Origin of the sequence: Paraburkholderia bonniea (assembly GCF_009455625.1) — a bacterium.
GTDB classification, from domain to species: Bacteria; Pseudomonadota; Gammaproteobacteria; order Burkholderiales; family Burkholderiaceae; genus Paraburkholderia; species Paraburkholderia bonniea.
This window is the reverse complement of sequence record NZ_QPEQ01000002.1, coordinates 363,279-388,751: the sequence shown is the minus strand read 5'-3', so window position 1 is coordinate 388,751 and position 25,473 is coordinate 363,279. Positions and strand designations below refer to the sequence as shown.

Here is a 25,473-nt window from a genome sequence, read left to right as displayed (position 1 = left end):
GCCAGTCAGTCGAGCCCCACGGCTGCGGCGCTGTCACAGCGCGCTCACTGCACGGCCGCCCTACCGGTGCAAAACAGCACAAATCCACTCATACCCGCTCACACACGCTCAAGCGCCAGCGCAATCCCCTGCCCTACGCCGATGCACATCGTGCACAGCGCGAAGCGGCCCTGGGTGCGCTGCAGTTGATACATCGCGGTGCCTACCAGACGCGCACCGCTCATCCCAAGCGGATGGCCCAGCGCGATGGCACCGCCATGAGGATTGACACGGGCATCGTCGTCAGCGACGCCTAACGCGCGCAATACTGCCAGGCCCTGAGCCGCGAAGGCCTCGTTCAGTTCGATCACGTCGAATTGATCCAGCGACATCCCGAGCCGGGCTAACAGCTTTTGCGTCGCGGGCGCGGGGCCCATGCCCATCACCCGTGGCGCAACCCCGGCGCTGGCCATCCCCAGCACTCGCGCCCGGGGCGTCAAGCCATGGCGCTGCGCGGCCGCAGCGCTCGCCAGCAATAACGCCGCCGCGCCATCGTTGACGCCCGACGCATTGCCCGCCGTCACGCTGCCTTCCGCGCGCACCACACCTTTGAGTTTGGCCAGCGCCTCCAGCGTGGTCGCACGCAAATGCTCATCGTGCTCTACCACCAGCGGCTCGCCCTTTTTCTGCGCCAGCGTGACCGGCACGATCTCTTGCGCAAAAATGCCGTCGCGCTGCGCCTGGGCCGCTTTTTGCTGACTACGCAGCGCAAACGCGTCCTGATCGGCCCGGCTGATGCCGTAATCGTCCGCGACGTTTTCAGCGGTTTCCGGCATCGAGTCCACGCCGTACATCTGCCGCATCAGCGGATTAACAAAGCGCCAGCCGATCGTCGTATCAAACAGCTCGGCCTGGCGCGCAAACGCGCTAGCCGCCTTGCCCATCACGAACGGCGCGCGGCTCATGCTCTCGACCCCGCCCGCCAGCATCAGGTCCGCCTCGCCCGAGCGGATCGCCCGCGCGGCGAGCGCTACCGCGTCCATGCCAGAGCCGCACAGGCGGTTCACCGTAGTGCCCGGCACGCTCAGCGGCAAGCCTGCCAGCAACGCCGCCATGCGCGCGACGTTGCGGTTATCCTCGCCTGCCTGGTTGGCGCAGCCGTAGATCACGTCGTCGATGGCGCTCCAGTCGAGGTTCGGGTGGCGCACCATCAAAGCTTTGAGCGGCAACGCGCCGAGATCGTCAGCGCGTAAGCCAGACAACGCGCCCGCGTAACGGCCAATCGGCGTGCGGATTGCATCGCACAGGAAAGCATCAGTCATCAAGGGTCTCCGGTTAAACAACGACGCCGCGAGGCTGGATGCCACCAGCCTGGGCGCGGCGCGTTCGAGGTAAAGGAAAAAGAATTTCTGGCGCAGGGGCTGCGCGCAAGACCCAGAAGATACCGGAATGTGCCAGCGGGTTCTTTAGCGTAACGAAGCGTCCGCTTCGTTCACCCTCGGAGGAGTTGCCAGAAAAAGGGCCATGCGTGTCAGCGCGTTGAAGCGATGACGCAAAGCGGGATGTGAGTACGGCAGGCCTTGAAATAGCGCCATCCGTATCCGGTATCCGATGCAGGGATAGCCCCCGGGATAGTCCCGGCAAGGTGGCATGCATGGCGTACGTGGCGTACGTGGCGTACGTGGCGTGGAGGAGATTCATGCCAGAAGCACCTGCGCTGCCGTGGAGCACCAACAGCAAAAATGGCGTGGCTCTTGCCAGGACGGCCCGATGCCACGCCATTCAATTCAAATCAACGCAATCCAGCTCAGCGCACGCTGATCCGCTCGTCTTCAAGATAGCTGCGAATCACGTCAGCGAAAGAAGCATCGCCCGTCAGCCCAAGCTGGCGCGCGCGCGTGGTGTCCCACTGCCCAGGCCAACTGCCAACGATCTTCTCCACCCGTGGGTCGGCTTGCCATTCGACGCGCGCCACCACCGCCTCGCCCGCCACTTCGCGCAGCGCGTCGAGCATTTCATCGACGCTCACCGACAGCCCAGGCAGATTCACCACGCGCTGCAACCCCAGCGCTGCCGCATCCAGCTCGCATCCAGCGATCAGGCATTCAATCGCCTTGCGCGGCGACAGCAGCCATAAGCGCGTGCTGCCTGCCACGGGGCAGACCGAAGTCTCGCCGTTCAGCGGCTCGCGGATAATGCCGCTGGCAAATGAGGACGCCGCCGCGTTGGGCTTGCCTGGGCGCACGCTGATCGTCGGCAGCCGCAACACCCGGCCATCGACAAAACCACGCCGGGCGTAATCATTCAGCAGCAGTTCAGCGACAGCCTTTTGCATCCCGTAGGACGATTGCGGATTGAGCGCCGTATCGTTTTGCACCACAGCGGGCAACGCGCCGCCATACACCGCCACCGAACTCGTGAACACCACGCGCGGCTTGTGCCCCAGCAAGCGGCAGGTTTCCAGCAGCTCGCGTGACGCGTCCAGGTTGATCCGCATCCCCAGTTCGAAATCCGCTTCGGCCTGACCGCTCACTACTGCGGCCAGATGGAAGATCGTCTGGGTCTGAGTGTCGATCACGCGCTCCAGCACGGCGCGATCTGCGATATCGCCAACTTCGGCCCGCACGCGCGCATCGCCGTCAAAACCCGTGGCACGCACCACGTCGAGCAGCACCAGCTCAGTGATGGTTTCAGGCTGGCCGTTCGGCCCTTTGATCTGGCCTCGGGCCAGCAGTTCTCGTGCAAGACGCTGGCCAAGAAAACCTGCGCCGCCGGTAATCAGTACTTTCATCGTGTGTGGTTCCTGCAAAAAATTAAATGTGCGTTGTCGAATCTGAGCCGGGGTTTAAACCGCGCTGGCCAGCCATGGCTTGAGCCATCCCAGTCCAGCCGAGGTCGCCCCGCGCGGGCGATATTCGCAACCGATCCAGCCGCTATACCCTAGCTCGTCAATCAGTTCGAACAACCAGGGATAGTTCAGCTCGCCGGTGTCCGGCTCATGCCGTTGCGGCACGCCCGCAATCTGGATATGGCCAATGCCCGCCATATCGCGCTTGAGCTTCACTGCAAGGTCGCCTTCGACGATCTGGCAGTGGTAGCAGTCGAACTGCACTTTCAGATTGGGGGCCGCCACTTCGGCGCAGATCGCCTGGGCATCATCCTGGCGGTTCAGAAAGAAGCCTGGAATATCGCGGGTATTGATCGGTTCGATCACAATCGTGACCCCTTCGCTCTGCGCCGCCTGGGCGGCATGCGCGAGATTGCCCAGATACACCTCGCGCTGCAGTTCACGCGACAAATCAGGCACGCTCAGGCCCGCCATCACATGCAAAGTGCGATTGCCCAGCACACGGGTGTAGGCCAGCGCGGTGTCGATGCTGCGTTTGAATTCGTCTTCGCGGCCAGGCAGCGAGGCGATGCCGCGTTCGCCCGCAGCCCAGTCGCCAGGGGGCGCGTTGAACAAAGCCTGCGTCAGCCCGTTTGCGTCAAGCTGGGCTTTGAGTTCAGCGGCTGGAAAATCGTAGGGAAACAGGAATTCAACCGCCTTGAAACCGTCAGCCGCCGCAGCGGCGAAGCGTTCGATAAACGCGTGTTCGGTGTACATCATGGTCAGGTTCGCGGCAAAGCGAGGCATGACAGAAACTCCTTTGATGGTTCATTCAGCATGAGGCCCAGCCTCGGCCGCCGTGGCGGCTTGCAGCTAAGCCACGATGGTTGCTCAGGGCACACGATGCAAAGTTTTGCCCCTGGTGGCAGTCCGTTGCCAATGCAGCGACAGCACGAGCGTGACTGCCACCAAGGGCGAATGCAGCGGCTAGCCACACCCGCCACCAAAGCCCTATGCAGAAAAAGACCGGGCTTGGGCACGGCATGCCATGACGTGGCGTGGCGTGGCGTGGCGTACCCCGGCTAGCGGTTCACCAGTTTCGCCGGGGTTAGCCAGACCGCCAGCGCGCCAATCACCAGCATTCCCGACAGCACATACATGCCTGATGCCGTGCTGTGCGTGAGGTCTTTCAGGTAGCCAATCATGTAAGGGCTGGCGAAGCCCGCCAGGTTGCCAATCGAATTGATGATCGCAATCCCGGCAGCAGCAGTTGCGCCTGACATGAACGCCGTCGGCAACGACCAGAACAGCGGCGCGCAAGTCAGCACGCCCGCTGCGGCCAGTGACAGAAACACGATCGACACCACGGTGTTATCCGCAAACGAAGCCGCCGCCGAAAAACCAATCGCGCCTAACAGCGATGGCACGATCAGATGCCAGCGCCGTTCACGCCGCTTGTCTGAGCTGTGGCCCATGAAGTTCATCACGATGATTGCGCAGATGAACGGAATCGCACTCAACAAGCCGATTTCGAACGCGCCGCTGACGCCAGTCGATTTCACCAGGGTCGGCATCCAGAAGGTCAGGCCGTACTGTCCGGTGACAAACGCGAAGTAGATCAGCGACATCCACCAGGTGCGCGGATCACGGAACACCGCCGCCACCGAATGGTTTTTGTTTTTCTCCAGCTTCTGCGCGTCGATCTCATCGGTCAGCAGCTTTTTCTCGCGCTCATTGAGCCACTTCGCGCTAGCGATGTTGTTGTCGAGATAAAGAATCGTCGCCACCCCGATCAGCACGGCTGGCACCGCTTCAATCACGAACATCCATTGCCAGCCCGCAAAGCCGTGGTCGCCATGGAACACTTCCATGATCCAGCCCGACAGCGGATTGCCAAAGATGCCGGACACCGGAATCGCTGACATGAACACCGCGATAATCTTCGCGCGCCGGTGCGATGGAAACCAATACGTCAAATACAAAATCACGCCGGGATAGAAACCCGCTTCGGCAACCCCGAGCAAAAAGCGCAGCGTATAAAACTGCATCGGCGTTTTCACGAAAACAAACATCGCCGACAAAATGCCCCACGTAATCATGATTCGCGCGATCCAGATCCGCGCGCCGATCTTGTGCATCAGGATGTTGCTAGGCAATTCGAATAAAAAATAGCCAATAAAAAACACGCCAGCGCCAAGACCAAACACCGTCTCGCTAAAGGCGAGGTCTTGCGACATCTGCAGCTTGGCAAAGCCGACGTTCACGCGGTCGAGGTAGGCGACCACGTAACACAGCATCAGGAATGGCACGATGCGCCAGAACACCTTGCGGTATGTGCTTTCGACCTCAGCGCTGCCGGGCTGGCCACCAGCGCTGGTCGTAGGACGGCGGGCTGCCGTCGGGTTGGAACTCATGGGGGTTTCTCCTTCACTTCACTTAAGGGATGCTGTCCAGCTTTCGGGCAAAGCGCCCTGAACCAGTCCAGTCTTGCCAGTGCCAGGCGGCGACACAGCGGCTGCCACCGGCAAATTTCTGCCGCACCAGGGCGGCGGGATGGGCACGCTTACCAGCGCGCGCCAAATACGTGACGTAATTCGTCGAGCGCGGCGGCATCCAGCGGCGCGGGACGCGGGTTCGACAGCAGCCACAAGCGCGCGGTCTCTTCCAGCTCTTCCAGCGCATACGCAGCATGTGACACCGAACGCTCCCAGAGCACCGGCCCGAGCCGCTCCAGCAGCACGCCACGCACCGTCTCAGCGAGCTCCGCGATCTGCTGTGCCACTTCAGGGTCGCCTGGGCGGCGGTAACGCAGCAGCGGAATGTGGCCGACCTTCATGACGTAGTACGGCGTAATGGGCGGCAGCACATCGGCCTCACTCCATACGCCTGCCAGCGTCAGTGCCACCAGGTGCGTCGAGTGGGTATGCACGATGCCTTGCACCGTGGCGTTGCGCGCGTAGACGCCGCGATGCAGCGCCAGGGTTTTCGACGGCTTGCCGCCTGACACCGTATTGCCCGCGAGATCGACTCGGGCAATGTCGGCTGGGTCCAGACGGCCCAAGCAGGCATCGGTTGGCGTAATCAACCAGCCATCTGCCAGCCGCGCGCTGATGTTGCCCGCGCTACCCACGGTGTAGCCACGCTGATAGAGGCTGGCACCCGTCACGCAGATTTCTTCGCGCAGCTTCGCTTCGTCACGGTTGAAAGTCATGTTCAAGCCACTCCATCAAGCTGGCGCAACGCCTTGGCAAAGAAATCCGTCGTGCCGAAGTTGCCGGATTTAAGTGCCAGCGCGAGCTGCTGTGTGCCGATGGTGGCAGTCGCGGGCACGCCCGGATCAATCTGCGTGCCGATCCGCAGCGTGTGAATCTCTAGTGCCTGCACTACCGCACCGGAGGTCTCGCCCCCCGCCACGACAAACTTGCGCACGCCCATGTCGCGCAAGCCACGGGCGATGGCTGCAAGCGTGGTTTCAACCAGGTGCCCAGCCGCGCTCACGCCCAGCTCACGCTGCACCGCCTTGACCTCATCAGGTGTGGCTGTGGCGTAAATCAACACGGGTTGTGGCGGCGTGGCATTCAGGTGCTCACGCGCGAAAGCCAGTGCCTGTTCGACCAGTGGCTCGCCGCGTGCCGCAGCCAGCGGATCAAGCCGGAAGGCAGGACGCGTGGCGCGCCATTGCGCCACTTGCGCCTGAGTGGCCTTTGACGCGCTGCCCGCCAGCACCGCTGAAGCGCCGGCGATATGCGGCAAGTCCGCCGCATCGGCACGGGCTGCGAGCAAACCAGCGCGCCGGAAATTTTCGGGCAGCCCAAGCGCCACGCCGGAGCCACCGGTTATCAGCGGCAGGCCCGCACAGGCTTCGCCAAGGGTGTACAGATCAGCATCGGACAGCGCATCGGCAATCGCCATGCGCACACCATCGCGGCGCAGCTCGGCGTAGCGCTCACGCACCGCAGACGCGCCACGCGCCACCACGTCATAGCGCACCAGGCCAACCTGCGAAGCCGTCTGCCGTTGCAGCACACGCACCAGGCTGGCATCGGTCATCGGCGTGAGCGGATGGTTTTCCATGCCGGATTCGTTGAGCAACGCATCGCCCACGAACAAATGGCCGCGATACAAAGTCCGGCCGTTTTCCGGGAAAGCCGGGCAGGCAATCGTGAAGTCGTTATCTAGTGCGTTTGCGTTTGCGTTTGCGTTTGAACCTGCGCCGGGTAGCGGTTCGCGCGCCAGCGCATCAAGTAACGCATCAGTGACCGGGCCGATGTTGCCCGCGTCGGTGGAGTCAAACGTCGAACAGTATTTGAAGAAGATCTGCTGGCAGCCTTGCGCGCGCAGCCATTCGAGGGCCGCAAGCGATTGCGCCACGGCTTCGGCAGCGGGCAGCGTGCGCGACTTCAGCGCGACCACCAGCGCATCGGCGTCAAGAGTGGCATCGGAGTCAGGCACGCCAATGGTTTGCACTGTGCGCATGCCGCCGCGCACCAGCATGTTGGCGAGATCAGTCGCGCCAGTGAAATCGTCTGCGATACAGCCGAGCAGCGGGCCTGGGAGCGTCCGGGTGATGGCATTAGTCATAAATTCGGGTTCCTGCAAATTAGTGCGTCACCGGCAAATCAACGCCGGGGAAAATTTTGATGACGGCCGAGTCATCCTCGCCGCCGTGCCCAGCGCTTGAAGCCATCATGAACATCTGATGTGCCGCCGCTGAAAGCGGCAGCGGAAACTTCGATGCGCGAGCGGTATCGAGCACCAGGCCGAGATCCTTGACGAAAATATCGACCGCCGACAGCGGCGTGTAATCACCCTTCAGAATGTGCGGCACGCGGTTTTCGAACATCCACGAATTGCCCGCGCTGTGGGTAATCACCTCATACAGCGCATCGGGGTCCACCCCTTCGCGCAGACCCAGCGCCATCGCTTCGGCTGCCGCTGCGATATGCACGCCCGCCAGCAACTGGTTGACGATCTTGACCTTCGAGCCGATCCCGTGCGCGGCACCAAGGCGGTAGACCTTGCCCGCCATTGCGGCCAGCACATCCTCGCAAGCGGCGTAAGCGGCAGCAGGGCCCGAGGTCATCATCGTCATCTCACCGCTCGCGGCCCGTGCCGCGCCACCGGATACCGGCGCATCAAGCATCTGCAAGCCCATGGCTTCAAGCCGGGCCCCCAGGCCCTGAGCGAATTCCGGCGAAACCGTGGCGCAGGCCAGCACCACGCCACCGCGCGGCATCGCAGTTGCCGCGCCTTGCGGGCCGAACAGCACGGTTTCGGTTTGCGCCGCGTTGACCACCAGCGTGATCACTACCTCGCACTGCGCGCCTAGCTCAGCAGGGCTGTCGCAGCCAATCCCGCCTTCGGCAACAAAACCTTGCAGCACCGCTTCACGCACATCGCAGGCATGCACCTGGAAGCCCGCGCGCAACAGCGAACGCGCCACACCCAAGCCCATTGCACCCAGGCCAATTACGCCAATTTTTCTTGCCATGCCTAACCTCTTCAATCCAGTTATCAATCCAGTAAGCGCGACGCCCGAACCAGGCAATCAAGCGACAAGACAATCAGCCAAGGCCCACATCCGCCAGGCGGCGTGCCGCGTTGTACAGATGCGTGCAGGCAGCATTGCGCGCCGCCATCGGGTCGCCCGCGCGAATCGCCGCGACGATCACCGCGTGCTCATCGCACACCTGACGCGACAGCTCCTCATGCTGTGCCTCATGACGCCGCGTGACCGTCATGCCTGCCTCCAGATACTGGTGCAGGAACGTGAGCGTTTTAAGGAAATACGGGTTGCCTGTGGCCGCAGCAATCGCGCGATGGAACGCGACGTCTTCAGCAACACCATCACGTCCTTGCCGCACTGCCTTGTCGATCGCGGCAAGGGCCGTTTCAATCTTTTTCAGGCCGGCACGGGTGCAGCGCAGCGCGGCTTCCGAAGCGGCTTCAGCTTCAATCGCCCGCCGCAACGCCAGCAAATGCAGCACGGAGCCCGCTTCTGCCGCTTCCGCTGAATCAATCCGCAACGGCCGCACCGAGCCTTGCGCCAGGACAAACACCCCACTGCCCTGACGCGGCTCAACCACGCCTTCGTTTTTCAGCCGGGAAATAGCTTCGCGGATCACCGTGCGGCTGACGCCAAACTGCTGCGCCAGCATCGCCTCGGTCGGCAATTTGCCGCCACTGGCAAACGTGCCTTTGTCGATTTGCTCAAGCAATTGCTGAGCGACGGTATCGCTCAATGCCCGGGCAGGAATTTTCTCGAACATGTGGCCTTGATTAGTCATGTGATCGGGTCATCATACAAATTACGCTTCAACGGCGGATATCAGGGCTAACCCTGGGATTTTGAGTCACGCTAAAAAGAATTTGTCAATGGCTTGTGCCCTGCCACGCGTGGCATGGGTTAGCTGCTTTTAACGAGAGAAAGGAGGGAAATAACGAGATTTTCGCCACGCAAAACATCGTGCAACAACGCGACGGTTTAGGCAGAAACAATCCGGCACAACCGGGTCAGCGGCAAGCTGGGCCGCGTGGGGTTCAGCAATGTGCAAGCACGCCTCACCCGCCAGGTCCTGACCTGGCCCTCATAGGCGCGCGATCCTAGCATGCATCGGGCCTGCCTGAACGGCCCTGAGGCCCACCAGGACTAGAGCCCATCCTCTTTTCAGATTTATCTCATTATTTCCATCACAGGTTTTTGAACTGGTAACCTTGGCCTCGCTGCCAGTCGAGGGAGACCATCACCACCACTCGCTGACAGCGTTTAAAACACACCCGCCCAGTCATTCTTCGCGCCGGGCAACGTTGACCACAACGACATCGCATGCGTGACGAAACACACCCCTCCAGGAGTAAAAACAGTGAAAAAACTGCTAGCAGCTTTGACGGTTGCCCTGCTCGCCACCGTCTCGATCGGCGCACATGCAAAAGACTGGTCCACCATTCGCTTTGGTGTGGATGCGAGCTATCCGCCGTTTGAATCGAAGGGCCCGGACGGCAAACTGGTCGGCTTCGACATTGATCTCGGCAACGAAATCTGCGCGCGGCTGAAAGCTAAATGCGTGTGGGTCGAGAACGATTTCGACGGCATGATCCCGGCGCTGAAGGCGAAGAAATTCGATGGCGTGCTGTCGTCGCTGACCATCACTCCTCAGCGAGCAGAGCAGATCGGCTTCTCGGCCAAGCTGTTCGACACACCAACCCGTCTCGTAGCGAAGAAGGGCTCGACTCTGCAGCCAACGCCTGAATCCATGGCTGGCAAATCAGTTGGCGTGGAGCAAGGCACGATCCAGGAAACCTACGCCAAGACCAACTGGCAGCCTAAGGGCGCGAAGGTCGTGCCGTATCAGAACCAGGACCAGGTGTATGCCGATCTGGTGTCGGGCCGTCTGGATGCCGCACTGCAAGACGAAGTGCAAGCTGACCTTGGCTTTCTGAAAACCTCACGTGGCACGGGCTTCCAGTTCGTCGGCAACGCGATCCCGAGCGGCGCTGCGGCAATCGGCCTGCGCAAGGAAGACACCGACCTGAAAGCGAAGATCGACGGCGCAATTGCGTCGATGCTCAAGGACGGTACCTACAAGAAGATCGAGAAGAAGTACTTCGACTTCGATGTTTATGGCGAGTAAGCGCCACTAAACGCAACAACCTGGCGTGGCACTTCACGCCAGGCTCTGCCGCACCGCAACGGGCTCCACTCAATTCATGAGGCGGAGCCCGTTGCGTTTGTGGGTGCGTTTGTGGGTGCGTTTGTGGGTGCGTTTGTGGGTGCGTTTGTAGTCGCACTTGTGGCCCGCTTGTAGCCGCATTTGTAGCCGCATTTGTGGCCGCATTTGTGGCCGCGTTTGTAGCCCCGTTTGTAGCCCCGTTTGTAGCCCTCAAGCCCGGGATGTCATAGCGCACACCTCGCACCACCCGCCGCTGGGCAGATCAGCTAAGATCCGGCGAGTCACACGTATGCGCACCTGTGACTTGTGCTTACCGCGCCATCTGGCGCCCAGGTGCCTCTTCCCGGACTGAACGCTCATCTTTCTAGCGCGGCGCCACCCAACCGTGCCGCCGCGCGCCCCAAAGCCCATGCAAACCCAGACCCATCCCCTCCTCTGCGCCACGCTCGGCACCGAGCGCCATCTGAGCAGTTTTCATTACGGCCCCCAAGGTGGGCAAAAAGTCTATATCCAAGCCTCACTGCATGCCGACGAACTGCCTGGCATGCTGGTCGCGTGGGCCTTGCGCCGCAAGCTCGCCGCGCTCGAAGCCGCAGGCCGGCTGCAAGGCGAGATCGTGCTGGTGCCGGTGGCCAACCCGGTTGGCCTGAACCAGCAGGTGCTCGGCCAGTTGCTGGGGCGCTTCGAAACCAATAGCGGCCAAAACTTCAATCGCAACTTTCATGATCTGGCGGCGCTCATTGAGCCAGGCATCGAAGCGCAACTCAACAGCGATCCTGCGCACAACCGCGAGGTGGTCCGCAACGCACTCGCCACCGCGCTAGCCGCCCAGATGCCGCAGACCGAACTGGCCTCGATGCGCCTCGCGCTGCAACGTCTCTCATACGACGCCGATATCGTGCTGGACCTGCATTGCGACTGGGACGCCGCGATGCATCTGTATACCAACCCCGGCCTGTGGCCTGCGGTTGAACCTCTCGCCCGCTACCTGGGCGCGAAAGCCTCATTGCTGGCGCTCAATTCAGTCGGCAATCCCTTCGACGAAATTCACAGCTTTTGCTGGTCCGATTTGCGCCAACGGTTCGGCAGCCGTTTTCCAGTGCCTGATGGCTCGATCTCCGTCACCATCGAGTTGCGCAGCCAGCGTGATGTGTCACATGAATTCGCCGAACACGACGCCCAGGCCATCATCGAGTACCTGACGCAACGCGAGGTCATCAGCGGCACGGCTGCGCCATTACCTGAGCTTGAATTTGCCGCGACGCCGCTCGCCGGGGTCGAACCGCTGATTGCACCGTGCAGCGGTGTGCTGGTGTTTCGCGCGCCGCTCGGCGTATGGCTCGAAGCCGGTGAGCCGATTGCCGATATCGTCGATCCACTGAGCGATCAAGTCGTGACGCTCAAGTCGAGTGTGGCCGGGGTGATGTATGCCCGGCATATCGCACGGCTGGCAACCACCGGCATGGAAGTAGCCCGGATCGCAGGCACCCAGGCGTTTCGCACAGGCTCGCTGCTGTCGGCTTGAGTGGGAAGGCCGGGGTGGAAAGCCCGAATGGGAAACCCAAGCGGAAAACAGCCAGCGCTCAACCACCAACGCACCGACGTTTCGCATAGGCTTCCTGCTGTCGGCTTGGGTGGAAAGTCTGGGTGAAAAGCCCAAGCGGGAAACCCAAGCGGAAAACAGCCAGCGCTCAACCACCAACGCCCCCCAAACATCAAACGACAAACAGCCCGGGCGCACAGCCGCGCCGGGCACTTGCTGAACTGTCATATCAGTTTCATTTCTCCTCGTTACATTAGCCATCGTCGTCGCTCAAGGCCGGGCACCTGCTGCGCCGCACGCGACGATCCCACTGCTTTTCAACGGAGAAATGTCTTGAAACAGAAAGTCCTGACCATGGCGCTGCTCGCAGGCGTCGCCAGCAGCGCGCACGCGCAAAGCAGTGTCACGCTGTATGGCCTGATCGATGCCGGTATCAGCTACGTCAATCACAGCAAATCGCCGGGTGGCAGCGACTCGCTCATCAAATACGACGATGGCGTCGCCCAGGGCAGCCGCTGGGGACTGCGCGGCACGGAAGACTTGGGCGGGGGCCTGAAAGCGCTCTTCGTGCTCGAAAACGGCTTTAACACGGGCAACGGCACGATGGGCCAGAACAACTCGCTGTTTGGCCGCCAGGCGTATGCCGGGCTGTCTAAAAACGGTCTCGGCTCATTAACCTTCGGCCGTCAGTACGCCTTCACCACCGATTACCTCGGCGCGAATTATTCAACTGGTGGTCAGACCGTCGCGGGCAATTACGCGTATCACGTCAACGATATCGACCAGCTCACTTCCAGCCGGATCAATAACGCGGTGAAGTTCAGCAGCGCGAATCTTGCGGGCTTCACCTTCGGCGCGATGTACGGCTTTTCGAATCAGGCGGGTGCATTCGCAGGCGCGCCCTCCACCGGCAGCGGCGCGAGCGCGGCGGCGGGTTCTTCGCGGGCCTATAGCTTTGGGGCAAATTACGCAGCGGGGCCTTTTAGCGTCGGCGCGGCCTTTACCGATATCCACTATCCCGGGCAAGCCACCCAGCCATTTACCACCTCGCTCTTCGGCGTAGCCACCGGCTCCAGTGGCAGCCAGATCCGCGACCTGCGGGCCTATGGTGTGGGCGGCCGCTACACGCTCGGGCAAGCAACGCTGTGGGCGCTGTGGACCAACACCCGTCTGGATCCAACAGCAGGCACGGCCACCACCTACAACGCGTATGAAATCGGCGGCAAATATGCGCTGACTTCCGCGCTGACTGGCGGCCTTGGCTACACCTACTCGCGCGCCACAGATTCATTCAACGCGCACTGGAACCAGATCGACGCCAGCGTCGATTACGCACTGAGCAAGCGCACCGATATCTATCTGTTAGGGATTTATCAAAAGGCTTCCGGGACGGTGAATGGCGTCGCGGTGCCCGCGCAGATCGGCTCAAGCACGAGCTACTTCAATACCTCGGGTACCTCAAGCAACCAGCTCGCGTTTCGCGCGGGCTTGCGGCACCGGTTCTAGGTTTGTAGGTTAAATGGCTTGAATATGCTGAGTCAGTTGTGATGGCTGCCGGGGCGTAGTGTGGCATGTGACATGTTGTGCTGGAACCTGCCAGGCTGGGCCCCGGATCTGCTAGCAGCATGCTCATGCGCCGTTATTGGGGTATTTGGGTTGATGCGGCTGGTTGGGTTTTATTCAGGCTGATTTGCCTCAATTTGCCCTGAGTTGTCCTGCCTGGCACTGGATTGGCACTGCCTGGACGGTTCAGCCGCACAGCCCGTCTCAGGTCACCTGATTTTTCCGTTTTCCCGTTCGTCGTTGCGCTAACCCTCACAGCTCTCTGCTGCTCCATAGCGTTCCATGGCGTTCCATGGCGTTCCATAGCGCTCCATAGCGCTCCATAGCGCGCCCTGAGCCCCGGCACGCAAGGCTTCTGGTACGCTGCGCGTTTTCTTCCGCTTGAGCTTCCAGACGATGGATATCCCCTTCAACGAACGCGGTGTCTCGATCACGCGCAATGCGCTGTCGGCGGCAGGTCAGGTGTTTCCGTTGCGTGACATTCAGCAAGTCCGGGTCGTTACCGTACCCAGACAAAAATTTCTCCCGCTCCTGCTCACCCTGGTGGGGATCGCCAGCGCGCTCGCTGGCGCGTTCTGGAGCTCACCCGCCGGGCTGGTATGCGGTGTGATGCTGGCAGTAGTCGGCTGGCTCGCATGGCGCACCCAGGATGTGATGCACTGCCTGCGGATCAAAACTCAGGGTGCCGAACGCGAGGCGCTTGCAAGCGTCGATCTGGACTTCGTCGAGCGTGTCGCGCACACCGTGCGGCATGCGCTCAGCACGCCTAGCAATACGCCTCCTGGCACCTGACGGCCACGACTGCCGCAGGAGCCTGTTAAAACCAGAGAAAGCCTCAGCACTCCCGCAACAACGCTTGCGCAACATTTGAGCATCTCCAAATGTTGACAAATATTTACAATCCCGCTCAATCGGGCGAGTAGAGTGCGCTGTTTTGTGACCCCGCGCTTCCTCACGCGGGCTTCGCCAAGCCCCCCGGTTTCACTGCCACATGTCTGCTGCCTGCCTGTCAGGTGACGCTGTGCTTGTCTGCCGAGTGGCTCACGAAGCCCCACCGTTTCAGGGAAGTGCTCTTCCGTGAAGCCCAGCCATGTTTCTTTCTTCCCTGCGCGGCCGCCTGGCCGCTGCTTCTGCCCCCGCCCTTGTCTGCGCCCTGCTGCTCGGCGGCTGTGCCATCAAGATTCAAACGCCGGTGGCACCGCCCACCAAAGCGACACTCATCAATGACGGTAAAGATGGCCTGCTGATTCCGCTGCATGTCGAACGCGCGGATCAAGACCATGCGCGTCTTGGCCTGCCCGTCCAGCTCGATGGCAAGCCGGTGTATCTGGCGCTTGATACCGGCACGCAAGGGGTGCGGGTACTGTCCTCGGCCCTGCCCAAAAGCAGCTATCCGGGCACCGGCCCCACCACCACGCTGAATATCGCCAATGGCGCGATGGTCTCGGGGCCCACCGCCACACTGCCGTTCAGCCTGTTTGACAATCAGCCAATCAATATCACCGCGCAAACCGTGAACCAGGTCCGCTGCCAGCCGACGGCCAAACGTTGCTTTGCCCAGGATGGCTTCACCGGCGAATTCGGCTGGGCGTTCTCAGGCTTGCTCGGCGTGGGTGCACAAGCGAGCGACGATGCCTGCTGCAGCGCTCCGCTGCCATCCTTGCCCGCGCAACTGGGCCAGCGCTATCTGGTGCATCCAAACTTCAGCCAGCCCTATCTGCTGTTGAGCCCATCAACTGAACTCAGCAACCGCTTCACCATGACGCCCTTTGTCCGCGCCACAAGCGGCGCAGCGCAATGGCCTGGAGGCTGTGTCCAGATCAGCGACAAGATGAATTTTTGCGCTCCCGTGGTCTTTGCCACTGGCGGCACCGAGATGATCCGCATCGAGACGGATATCACGCCCAACTGGGTCGATGACGATGAGGTAGGCAAGACGCTGACTCAGGGCAACTACGACGTCGCGCTTGGCGTCGGCACCTGGCGGCATCGCTTTAACGGCGCGCAGGTCACCGTGGTGAAGGTGCCCAAGGGTGGCAACCGGATCGTGATCGGGCTCGCCGCGCTGCAAAACATTGATCTGCTGTTCGACTTCAAAAACAATCAGCTCGGCCTGTGGGCAAAGAAAGATGTCGAAGACTTTGGTTTGTGATTTGGCCTGTGATTTTTATCTGTCACCTTGGCCCGTGATCAAGCTTTGATGGAACACAAGCGCTGGCAAACCCAGCGCTTGTTTTTTGCCCGGCTCACTCAGCGTGAAAAGTACGCTTTAACCGCGTCAACCACCGTGTCGATATCGGCCCGCGACACATCCCGATGCGTGACAAAACGCGACGCGTACAGCACTTGCGTCAGAATCCCGCGCGCCTTAAGCCAGGCTTCGAGCGCAGCGCAATCGGCGGCGGGAAACTGCGCGAACACCATGTTGGTCGCCTGCGACTGCAGCGTCACCTGGTCGATCTGTGCCAGCCCGCGCGCCAGATGAGCGGCGTTGTCGTGATCCTCGGCCAGCCGCGCGAAATTGTGCTCCAGCGCATACAGGCACGCCGCCGCCAGCACGCCTGACTGGCGCATACCGCCGCCCAGCACCTTGCGCCAGCGATGCGCCTGCTCCAGCAGCGCCTTGCTGCCCACCAGCACCGAACCCACCGGCGCACCCAGCCCCTTCGAAAAACAGATCGACACCGAATCAAACGGTGCACACAACGTGGCCAGCGCTTGCCCGGAAGCGACTGCGGCATTGCACACGCGTGCGCCATCGAGATGCGTGGCCAGCCCGCGCTGACGCGCCAGATCCAGCGCCTCGTTGACATAAGCAGCGGGCAGCACCTTGCCGCCGATGGTGTTTTCCAGTGCCAGCAAACGGGTACGGGCGAAGTGGTCATCAAGCGGTTTGATCGCTACGGTGATCTTGTCTAGCGGGATAGAACCGTCCGCCGCGTTTTCCAGCGGCTGCGGCTGAATGCTGCCTAGCACCGCTGCGCCACCGCCTTCGTATTTGTAGGTATGAGCGGCCTGGCCGACGAGATATTCATCACCCCGGCCGCAATGCGCCATCAGCGCGGCCAGATTGCTTTGCGTGCCGCTCGGGAAAAACAGGCCCGCTTCGTGGCCTGCGCGCTCGGCAACCACCGCCTGCAAACGGGTGACGCTTGGGTCGTCACCCCAGACATCGTCGCCCACCTCAGCGGTGACCATGGCGGCAAGCATCGCCGGAGAGGGGCGGGTAACGGTGTCGCTACGCAAATCAATCATCGCGGGGTTCCTGTGTTGTGGAGACGGAAAAGCCGCCAGTGTAGGCAATAGCGGCGACGGAAAAAAATTACCGGATTGCCTGGCGGAGTGCCTGGCGGAGTGCTGCGTCATGCCGCGCTACTTATCGTTGCGCACCATGTACGCACCATATAAAAACGCTGATCCCTGTTAAAGGATCAGCGTTTGCCTTACACATCAGCTCAGCTAGCAACTCAGCTAGCCGCTCAACCCGCGCGCCACCACGAGTTGCTACACCACACGCCGTCGCTCAAAGCCATTGCTTAATCGGCTTAATTGCCGAAGTAGGTCGTCGATGTGGGCGTCGCCCGCATTGGCGTAACCACACCCGCTTGCGAATGGCTACCCGTTGGTGCGCCATAACCACTGCTATCTGCCGCTGCGCCTTGTTCTGCGCTGACCCGGCGTTCGGCTGCCTGAATATTCACGGGATAGTCAAGGCGGTCTTCATTGGGCTTATAACCAGCCTGTTCGAGCTGGATCAGCTCACCGCGCACTTCTGCACGGGTCAACGGCTGGCTGTTTTGCGCAAAAGAAACCATCGGCACAGCGGCGAGCGTAGTAGCCAGTGCCAGAGCAGAAATAAGCGACTTCATGATGAATTACCTCCAGATAATGTTTTTTATCGCGGCCGAACCAAAAGGCCCGCAACAGTTACTCAAGTCTAGGCAACCCGAGCCCCCGCATAAACCGCGATATCAAAGACAATCCATATCTAAAAACGAAACAATCCTGATAAATACAGACAAATCGTTATTCATTGTTACGAAAAATATTTTCATCCATGGCTCCGCGTAGGTCTCGAGCTGCGCCATGCACCTATTGCTTCACTTCTCTCCCCTTTCGCCAGAGATCCCATGCAACAGCCGTCCACCCCGTTGCTTAAAACCATCGTCGCCATTGCCATCGGCAATGCGCTTGAATGGTTCGACAGCTCGATTTATGCGTTCTTCGCGGTCTATATCGCCGGCAATTTCTTCCCCAGCGCCAACGAAACCACCTCGCTCATCCTGACTTTCGGTGCGTTTTCCGCGTCGTTCGTGGTGCGCCCGTTGGGCGGCCTGGTCTTGGGCAGCTATGCCGACCGCCATGGCCGCCGCGCCGCACTGCTCGTGGCGGTCGCACTGATGACCGCGGGCACGGCAATCATCACCGTGCTGCCGAACTACCAAAGCATCGGCCTGGCCGCACCGGTAGGCCTGTTTCTGGCGCGGCTGATCCAGGGGTTCTCAGCGGGTGGCGAATTCGGCTCGTCCACCTCACTGTTATTCGAACACGCGACGCGCCATCGCGGCCTGCACGCCAGTTGGCAATTTTCGACGCAAGCCGCTGGATCGCTGTGCGCCGCGTTGTTTGGCTTTGCGCTGACCCGCTGGCTCTCGCCTGGCGCGCTCATGGCCTGGGGCTGGCGTCTGCCGTTTGCCTTTGGCTTGCTGCTCGGACCAGTTGGCTGGTATTTGCGTCATACCGTGCGCGATGCGCCGGATTATCTGCAAGCACGCCACACGGCAACCCCGGTACGTGAAGTGCTCAGCACGCACAAGCGCTTGCTGGTCATCGTAGCGGGCTTGCTGTGTGCCTCTAGCAGCGTCGCTTATCTATTGCAGTACATGCCCACATTTGCCCAGCGCACGCTTCATCTGCACGCGACAACCGGCTTCGCCGCGGCGATTCTCTCTGGTGCGATTGGGGTGTTTGTGACGCCGCTTGGCGGCTATCTGTCCGACCGTTTTGGCGTCGTGCGGCAAATGAGTGTGGTTGCAAGCCTTTGGCTGCTGAGCGCGTGGCCGCTGTTCGCCTATGTCACCGCACATCCCGGCACCACCACGCTGTTCGTGCTGGTGGGCTGGCTCGGGCTGCTCAAGGCGTTGTACTCAGGGGGCTCGCCACGGCTGATGTCGGAGATTTTTCCGGTGTCCGTGCGGGCCAGTGGTATTTCGCTGGGCTACAACCTCGGCGTCATGCTGTTTGGTGCTTCAGCCCCCGCGCTCGTGGTGTGGCTGGCGAGCGCCACCGGCCTGCCCAGCGCACCGGGACTGTATCTGATGCTCACCGCCACGCTCAGCCTGGGCGCGCTCGCCGGGCTGACCGTGATGCGCCGTCGTTCAGGCACCGGCACGCGTCCGCCTCAAAGCCTGCCGGTGACATGACACGCCCACACGCATCCACGCCCGCAAACTCATCAGGCGTGGGCGTGGATGCGGTGGGGCTTCAGGACCAGTTCGCGTGAAAGCTGCCGGGCTTGTCGCTGCGCTCGAAGGTATGCGCACCAAAAAAGTCCCGCTGCGCCTGGATCAGATTGGCGGGCACATGCGCCGAGCGATAGCCATCGAAATACGCCACCGCCGAGGCAAACGCGGGCACCGGCACACCTGCCCGCACCGCCGCAATCACCACCTCGCGCAATGACGTCTGATAGTTCGCCGCGATTTCGCTGAAATACGGATCGAGCAGCAGATTCGCCAGCGCCGGATCTTTGCTATACGCCTCGGTGATCTTCTGCAGAAAGCGCGCGCGGATAATGCATCCAGCGCGGAAGATTTTCGCTATCGTGCCGAACGCCAGATTCCAGCCGTATTCCTCAGAGGCTGCCCCCAGTTGCGCGAATCCCTGGGCATACGAAATAACCTTGCTGAAATACAGCGCGCGCCGCACCGCTTCAATCAGTGCCGCGCGATCTTTCGGCGCAGGGGCAGCGGGTGGTCCGCTCAAGACCTTGCTCGCTGCCACCCGCTGAGTTTTGAGCGAGGACAGCACGCGGGCAAAAACCGATTCGGTAATCAGTGGCAGCGGCACCCCCAGATCCAGCGCATTCTGGCTGGTCCATTTGCCGGTGCCTTTTTGCGCCGCGCGATCCAGAATCACATCGACCAGTGCCTTGCCGGTTTCGTCATCGCGTTTAGCGAAGATTTTCGCGGTGATCTCGATCAGATAGCTATCCAGCTCACCGGTGTTCCACTCGGTGTAGACCTCAGCCAGCTCCGTGTTCGACAAACCGGCCACCTGTTGCAGCACGGCGTAGCTTTCGGCGATCAGTTGCATGTCGCCGTATTCAATGCCGTTATGCACCATCTTCACGTAATGGCCTGCGCCATCCGGGCCCATGTAAGCCACGCACGGTTCGCCATCGGGAGCCTTTGCGGCAATTTCGGTGAGGATTGGCGCAACCAGGTCATACGCATCACGCTGGCCGCCAGGCATGATCGAGGGGCCATGCAGCGCGCCTTCCTCGCCACCTGACACCCCCGTGCCGATGAAATGCAGCCCTGCCTGCGCCAGTTCCTTGTTGCGCCGGATGGTGTCGGTGAAGTGGGTATTGCCGCCGTCAATCAGGATGTCGCCGGGGGCCAGCAGCGGCCGAAGCGCGGCAATCGTGGCATCGGTCGGTTCACCCGCCTTGACCATCAGCAAGATACGGCGTGGGCTTTCAAGCGAAGCGACGAAGTCTTCCAGGGTGTAAGCCGGCACGAGCTTGCGCTCGGGAAACTCCGCGACCAGTTCTTCGGTTTTCTCACGGCTGCGGTTGTACACGGATACCGCATAACCCCGGCTTTCAATGTTGAGCGCCAGATTGCGGCCCATCACCGCCAGCCCTACTACGCCGATTGCCTGCTTGCCCATGTGAATTCTCCAGTTGAAGGAAAACGTCAGGTGATGCCGCGTCTGCTAGCGGGCGCGGCGTGAGGCTGCAAGGATAAAAGAAATGGCGCGGATTAGCCGGTTGCCCGGCCGGGCGCGGTTTTTTTGAACTGACTTATAAGCATGTGTCACACCGTGATCATTGCGCAGGCATTTTTATCTCTCACCTGACATGAGTTCACTGCGGTTATAGACATGGTCAATCTGCGTCGATCGCTTCAGCCGCACTTTCCAGTCTTCTTTGCACCAGCCATTCAAGACGCTTGGCCTGAGTGTGCAGAACCCTTCTTAAACCCTTTTGAACCTTTCTTTCACTGATGACTTGAGCCAAGCGTGAAATGGTTTGAGTTCTTCTGGCGGTTGCAACAATCCCGCCACCTGCATTTATTAAGCATCAGGCGCATCCCACCCATTCCAGCGCTACGCCCCCTCCAGCACCAGCAGTTGCGCCCCTTCGCTCACCTGATCGCCCACCGCAAACCGCACTTCAACCACCGTGCCCGCCGTTGGTGCGGCAATCGTGTGTTCCATCTTCATCGCTTCCATCACCAGCAGCGGCGCGCCTTTCTCGACCACTGCGCCTGCGGCGACCAGCACCGCAACCACCTTGCCCGGCATCGGTGCTGTGAGCCGCCCTTCACCTGGCTCGTCATCACTGGCATGCGCCAGCAGGTTTTGCCATTCGAGCAAACAGGCGTTGCCGTCGTAGAACACATGGAATGCCTCGCCCTCATCCACCACCCGGCCCGTGATGCGCCGTTGGCCCAGCGTGACGCTGAACTGATGCGCTTGCGGGCCGCGCTGCCAGGCGCAGGCGTGCGTCTGCCCCGCGTAGTCCAGCGTTTGCACGGCACCGTCATGCGTCAGATCAACCTCATACACGTGAGCGCTGCCATGGTCATGCTCGCTGTCAGCAGCGCAGGCTCGCCATGCCAGCGTCTGAGTGAATGGGCCATTGAGACGCCAATGTGTCAGCGCTGCCCACGGCGATGCTAAAGCGCCAGCCGCTTCACGCTGACGCACAAGCAATGCCGCACATGCCAGCGCCAGCACCGCTAACGAAGGCTCGGCAGCCGGGGCAAACAGCGCCGCCTGATGACGCTCGATCAAACCGGTATCGAGATCAGCCGAAGCAAACGCTGTGCTAGCGACGATCCGTTGCAGGAACGCGAGATTGGTGTGCAAACCAACCACTTCGCACGCGCGCAACGCCTGTGTCATTCGGGCCAACGCCTCGGCGCGGGTTGCGCCATGCACGATCAGCTTGGCGATCATCGGGTCATAAAACGGCGTGATCGGATCACCTTCGCGCACGCCGCTATCCACTCGCACCGGAGCGCGTGTGCCATCGCTGGCGGCAACGGTGAACTCAACGTGCCCAGGCCAGCGCAAATGACGCAGCGTGCCCGTGGAGGGCAAAAAGCCACGTGCCGGGTTTTCTGCATAAAGCCGCGCCTCAAGCGCGTGGCCGCTTAGCGTGAGTTGCGCCTGGGTCAGCGGCAGCGGCTCGCCAGACGCTACGCGCAACTGCCACTCGACCAGATCAAGCCCGGTCACCATTTCGCTCACCGGATGCTCGACTTGCAGGCGGGTATTCATCTCCATGAAATAGAACGCGCCATCGCTGGTCATGATGAATTCCACCGTGCCCGCGCCGACGTAGTTCACGGCCCGCGCGGCACTCACTGCGGCTTCGCCCATCGCGCGGCGCAATGCACTCGACAACCCGGGTGCAGGGGCTTCTTCCAGCACTTTCTGATGGCGGCGCTGCACCGAGCAGTCGCGGTCGAACAGATACACCACGCCACCGTGCTGGTCGGCAAACACTTGCACTTCGACGTGCCGTGGACGTGTCAGATATTTTTCGATTAGCACCCGGTCGTTGCCAAAGCTGCTGGCTGCCTCGCGCTGGCATGAGCTAAGCGCCTGGGCAAACCCGGCGCTGTCCTCGACCACCCGCATGCCTTTGCCGCCACCGCCTGCACTGGCTTTCAGCAACACGGGGTAGCCCATCGCATCGGCTTCGCGCTGCAATCGTGCGGGATCCTGAGCATCACCGTGATAGCCCGGCACTAACGGCACCGCAGCGGCCCCCATCAATGCCTTGGCGGCGGCTTTCGAGCCCATCGCGGCAATCGCGGCCACCGGCGGGCCAATAAACACGAGGCCCGCCGCTGCGCAAGCGCGGGCGAAATCTTCGTTTTCGGAGAGAAAACCGTAGCCGGGATGCACCGCTTGCGCCCCGGTCGCCAGCGCGGCTTCGATAATCCGCTCGCCGCACAAATAGCTTTGGGTGGCGGCCGCTGCGCCGAGATGCACCGCTTCATCGCAAGCGCCCACATGCTTCGCCTCAGCATCTGCATCCGAATACACCGCAACGCTCTGGAGGCCCAGCCGTTTGCAGGTGGCGGCAATCCGGCAGGCAATCTCGCCCCGGTTCGCAATCAGGATCTTGTTGAACATTGGCTTTCTCGTGAGGAAGCGATTGAAAGAGGAACTTAAGCAGGCACGTGAAGCAGCGCTTGAGCACAGATCAAACGCGCCAGCGCGGCACGCGTTTGCCGAGAAAGGACGCCACGCCCTCACGCCCTTCAGCACTTGAGCGCACCTGCGCAATGCGCTCGACGGTGTCGGCCATCAGCGCGTCATCTAGCGGCTGGCCTGCGATGTCTTGCACCAGTTGCTTGCAGGCCCTCACCGCAGCGGGGCCGTTGGCACTGAGCGTGTCGCTGAGTTGCTGGACACAGGCATCGAGCTGCGTCACATCGGCCGCGATTTCGCTGACGAGGCCCAGACGCCAGGCCGTCGCGCAATCAAAGACTTCGGCGCTCAGAAAGTAACGGCGCGAAGCCTGCTCACCCAGCGCGCGAATCACATAGGGCGCAATGGTCGCGGGGATCAGCCCGAGACGCGCTTCCGACAGGCAAAAGCGCGCGTTATCAAGCGCGACGACGATATCGCAGGCCGCCACCAGGCCAACGCCACCGGCATACACATCGCCGCTTACGCGAGCAATGACTGGCTTGCGGCAGCGATAAATCGTGCTCAGCATCGCGGCCAGGCATGCGGCATCGGCACGATTTTCGGCGGCGGAAAATCCGGCCATGCGCTGCATCCAGTTCAGGTCTGCCCCCGCGCAAAACGCTTTGCCTTCAGCGGCTAGCACCACCACGCGCACCGTCTCGTGCTCACTCAGCGCGGCAAACACCGTGGTGAGTTCGGCGAGCATGATTTCGTTAAAGGCATTGCGCACCTCGGGACGCTTCAGCGTCACCGTCGCCTGGGTTCCCGCCATGCTCAGGTTGAGCGTCTCGTATGACATCGCTTTGGGATCCTTGAGAAATTCAGCCTCGCGGCTCACATTCTGAATACGCCGAAACGCGTGTCTTCCACCGGCGCATGCAACGCGGCCGACAAGCCAAGCCCCAGCACATCGCGGGTTTGCGCCGGATCAATCACGCCGTCGTCCCACAGCCGTGCACTGGCGTAATACGGGTGCCCCTGGTGCTCGTATTGCTCCAGCACCGGCTGTTTGAACGCTGCTTCCTGCTCCGCGCTCCACGTGCCGCCTTTCGCTTCGACGCCATCGCGTTTGACCGTCGCCAGCACCGATGCGGCCTGTTCACCGCCCATCACCGAGATCCGCGCGTTGGGCCACATCCACAGAAAACGCGGCGAGTACGCCCGGCCGCACATGCCGTAGTTCCCCGCGCCAAACGAGCCGCCGATGATGACCGTGAACTTCGGCACTTTCGCCGTGGCCACGGCCGTCACCATCTTCGCGCCGTTGCGCGCGATGCCCTCGTTTTCGTACTTGCGCCCGACCATGAAGCCGGTGATGTTCTGCAGAAAAATCAGCGGAATCTTGCGCTGGCAGCACAGTTCGATAAAGTGCGTGCCCTTCAGCGCGGACTCGGAAAAAAGAATGCCGTTATTGGCCACGATGCCCACCGGATGACCCCACACATGCGCAAAACCCGTGACGAGCGTCGTGCCGTAACGCGCCTTGAATTCATCAAAGGCGGAGTCATCGACGATCCGGGCAATCACTTCACGGATATCGAACGGCTTGCGGGTATCAGCCGGAATCACGCCGTACAGGGTTTCCGGCGCGTAACGCGGCGGCTTCGGCGGCTGCCGCTGCCAGGCATCGGCCAGCGGGCGATTGAGGCGAGCCACGATATCGCGTGCCAGCACCAGCGCATGCGCATCGTTTTGCGCCAGATGATCGACCACACCGGACAGACGCGTATGCACATCGCCACCGCCGAGGTCTTCCGCGCTGACCTCTTCGCCAGTGGCGGCTTTAACCAGTGGCGGGCCACCGAGAAAAATCGTGCCCTGATCGCGCACGATGATGGATTCATCGCTCATCGCCGGAACGTACGCGCCACCGGCAGTGCAAGAGCCCATCACCACTGCAATCTGCGCAATCCCCGCAGCGGACAGATTGGCCTGGTTATAGAAAATCCGGCCGAAGTGATCGCGGTCGGGAAACACTTCGTCCTGGTTCGGCAGGTTGGCACCGCCTGAATCCACCAGATAGATGCAGGGCAAACGATTTTCGGCGGCGATCTCCTGGGCGCGCACGTGTTTTTTCACGCTTAGCGGATAGTAGGTGCCGCCTTTGACGGTCGCGTCATTGCACACCACCACACAGGTTTGGCCCGCGATGCGGCCGATGCCGCAGATCAGCCCCGCACCAGGCGCTTCGTCGTTGTACATGCCGTAAGCCGCGAGTGGTGACAGCTCCAGAAATGGCGTGCCGGGATCGAGCAGTTGCGCGACCCGTTCACGCGGCAGCAGCTTGCCACGCGCGACGTGTTTGTCACGTGCCGCCTGCGAGCCGCCAATAGCGAGCCGCGCGGTTTTCTCGCGTAAGTCAGCGACCAGCGCTTCGAGCGCAGCGGCGTTGGCGCGGAATTCATCTGCACGCGAGTTCAGTTTGCTTTCGATCACCGGCATCGTGTGACGCTCCT

General features: G+C 61.4%; 20 protein-coding genes. 6 read left to right on the top strand and 14 right to left on the bottom strand.

Annotation, left to right across the window (positions count from 1 at the left end; translation table 11 throughout):
* Nucleotides 1–98: 98 nt before the first annotated feature.
* The 8 genes from pcaF to GH656_RS15545 form a co-directional block, all read right to left on the bottom strand.
* On the bottom strand, nucleotides 99–1,301 hold the full coding sequence (gene pcaF, locus GH656_RS15580) for a 3-oxoadipyl-CoA thiolase (protein WP_153076966.1): 1,203 nt from the start codon (nucleotides 1,299–1,301) through the stop codon (nucleotides 99–101).
* A 485-nt stretch (nucleotides 1,302–1,786) separates the two neighbouring features.
* On the bottom strand, nucleotides 1,787–2,770 hold the full coding sequence (gene denD, locus GH656_RS15575; RefSeq protein WP_153076965.1) for a D-erythronate dehydrogenase: 984 nt from the start codon (nucleotides 2,768–2,770) through the stop codon (nucleotides 1,787–1,789).
* Between the two features lie 54 nt (nucleotides 2,771–2,824).
* Entirely contained in the window at nucleotides 2,825–3,613 is a 789-nt protein-coding gene (gene otnI, locus GH656_RS15570) for a 2-oxo-tetronate isomerase (protein ID WP_153076964.1), read from the bottom strand.
* Between the two features lie 275 nt (nucleotides 3,614–3,888).
* Nucleotides 3,889–5,220 carry an MFS transporter gene (locus tag GH656_RS15565; RefSeq protein ID WP_153076963.1) on the bottom strand — a complete coding sequence of 444 codons (1,332 nt, stop codon included), beginning with the start codon at nucleotides 5,218–5,220 and terminating at the stop codon, nucleotides 3,889–3,891.
* A 149-nt stretch (nucleotides 5,221–5,369) separates the two neighbouring features.
* The gene (otnC, locus tag GH656_RS15560) at nucleotides 5,370–6,017 is read right to left on the bottom strand and encodes a 3-oxo-tetronate 4-phosphate decarboxylase (RefSeq protein ID WP_153076962.1); all 648 of its coding nucleotides are present in this window, start codon (nucleotides 6,015–6,017) and stop codon (nucleotides 5,370–5,372) included.
* Nucleotides 6,018–6,019: 2 nt separating this feature from the next.
* Nucleotides 6,020–7,387: a 3-oxo-tetronate kinase gene (gene otnK / locus GH656_RS15555; RefSeq protein WP_153076961.1), complete on the bottom strand. Its 1,368-nt coding sequence runs from the start codon at nucleotides 7,385–7,387 to the stop codon at nucleotides 6,020–6,022.
* 19 nt (nucleotides 7,388–7,406) lie between these two features.
* Entirely contained in the window at nucleotides 7,407–8,297 is an 891-nt protein-coding gene (ltnD, locus tag GH656_RS15550; RefSeq protein ID WP_153076960.1) for an L-threonate dehydrogenase, read from the bottom strand.
* A 73-nt stretch (nucleotides 8,298–8,370) separates the two neighbouring features.
* Nucleotides 8,371–9,075, bottom strand: coding sequence for a FadR/GntR family transcriptional regulator (locus GH656_RS15545; RefSeq protein WP_153077359.1), 705 nt, complete (start codon nucleotides 9,073–9,075; stop codon nucleotides 8,371–8,373).
* A 594-nt stretch (nucleotides 9,076–9,669) separates the two neighbouring features.
* Here GH656_RS15545 and GH656_RS15540 point away from each other — a divergent pair.
* From GH656_RS15540 to GH656_RS15520, 5 genes are all read left to right on the top strand, one after another.
* Nucleotides 9,670–10,437 (top strand): ABC transporter substrate-binding protein, encoded by a 768-nt coding sequence (locus tag GH656_RS15540; RefSeq protein WP_153076959.1) that lies wholly within the window; start codon nucleotides 9,670–9,672, stop codon nucleotides 10,435–10,437.
* Between the two features lie 448 nt (nucleotides 10,438–10,885).
* Nucleotides 10,886–12,001, top strand: coding sequence for a succinylglutamate desuccinylase/aspartoacylase family protein (locus GH656_RS15535; protein ID WP_153076958.1), 1,116 nt, complete (start codon nucleotides 10,886–10,888; stop codon nucleotides 11,999–12,001).
* A gap of 351 nt (nucleotides 12,002–12,352) precedes the next feature.
* Nucleotides 12,353–13,525 carry a porin gene (locus GH656_RS15530; protein ID WP_153076957.1) on the top strand — a complete coding sequence of 391 codons (1,173 nt, stop codon included), beginning with the start codon at nucleotides 12,353–12,355 and terminating at the stop codon, nucleotides 13,523–13,525.
* A gap of 453 nt (nucleotides 13,526–13,978) precedes the next feature.
* The gene (locus GH656_RS15525) at nucleotides 13,979–14,374 is read left to right on the top strand and encodes a DUF6232 family protein (protein WP_153076956.1); all 396 of its coding nucleotides are present in this window, start codon (nucleotides 13,979–13,981) and stop codon (nucleotides 14,372–14,374) included.
* Between the two features lie 298 nt (nucleotides 14,375–14,672).
* Nucleotides 14,673–15,734 (top strand): hypothetical protein, encoded by a 1,062-nt coding sequence (locus GH656_RS15520; protein WP_246184335.1) that lies wholly within the window; start codon nucleotides 14,673–14,675, stop codon nucleotides 15,732–15,734.
* Nucleotides 15,735–15,832: 98 nt separating this feature from the next.
* Here GH656_RS15520 and ltaE read toward each other — a convergent pair whose 3' ends face one another.
* Together ltaE and GH656_RS15510 are read right to left on the bottom strand one after the other, a co-directional pair.
* Nucleotides 15,833–16,837: a low-specificity L-threonine aldolase gene (ltaE, locus tag GH656_RS15515; protein ID WP_153076955.1), complete on the bottom strand. Its 1,005-nt coding sequence runs from the start codon at nucleotides 16,835–16,837 to the stop codon at nucleotides 15,833–15,835.
* A 290-nt stretch (nucleotides 16,838–17,127) separates the two neighbouring features.
* Nucleotides 17,128–17,451 carry a DUF4148 domain-containing protein gene (locus GH656_RS15510; protein ID WP_153076954.1) on the bottom strand — a complete coding sequence of 108 codons (324 nt, stop codon included), beginning with the start codon at nucleotides 17,449–17,451 and terminating at the stop codon, nucleotides 17,128–17,130.
* A 261-nt stretch (nucleotides 17,452–17,712) separates the two neighbouring features.
* Between GH656_RS15510 and GH656_RS15505 the strand changes: the two genes are divergently transcribed.
* Nucleotides 17,713–19,005 carry an MFS transporter gene (locus GH656_RS15505; protein WP_153076953.1) on the top strand — a complete coding sequence of 431 codons (1,293 nt, stop codon included), beginning with the start codon at nucleotides 17,713–17,715 and terminating at the stop codon, nucleotides 19,003–19,005.
* A gap of 61 nt (nucleotides 19,006–19,066) precedes the next feature.
* On the opposite strand, the gene gndA is transcribed toward GH656_RS15505, so the two are convergent.
* The 4 genes from gndA to GH656_RS15485 all read right to left on the bottom strand — a co-directional run bounded on the left by gndA (nucleotide 19,067) and on the right by GH656_RS15485 (nucleotide 25,459).
* A complete protein-coding gene (gene gndA, locus GH656_RS15500) occupies nucleotides 19,067–20,476 on the bottom strand; it encodes an NADP-dependent phosphogluconate dehydrogenase (RefSeq protein ID WP_153076952.1) in 1,410 nt (469 codons plus the stop codon).
* 438 nt (nucleotides 20,477–20,914) lie between these two features.
* Entirely contained in the window at nucleotides 20,915–22,957 is a 2,043-nt protein-coding gene (locus tag GH656_RS15495) for an acetyl/propionyl/methylcrotonyl-CoA carboxylase subunit alpha (RefSeq protein WP_153076951.1), read from the bottom strand.
* Between the two features lie 70 nt (nucleotides 22,958–23,027).
* On the bottom strand, nucleotides 23,028–23,816 hold the full coding sequence (locus tag GH656_RS15490; protein WP_153076950.1) for an enoyl-CoA hydratase/isomerase family protein: 789 nt from the start codon (nucleotides 23,814–23,816) through the stop codon (nucleotides 23,028–23,030).
* Nucleotides 23,817–23,851: 35 nt separating this feature from the next.
* Nucleotides 23,852–25,459, bottom strand: coding sequence for a carboxyl transferase domain-containing protein (locus GH656_RS15485; RefSeq protein WP_153076949.1), 1,608 nt, complete (start codon nucleotides 25,457–25,459; stop codon nucleotides 23,852–23,854).
* Nucleotides 25,460–25,473: the final 14 nt, after the last annotated feature.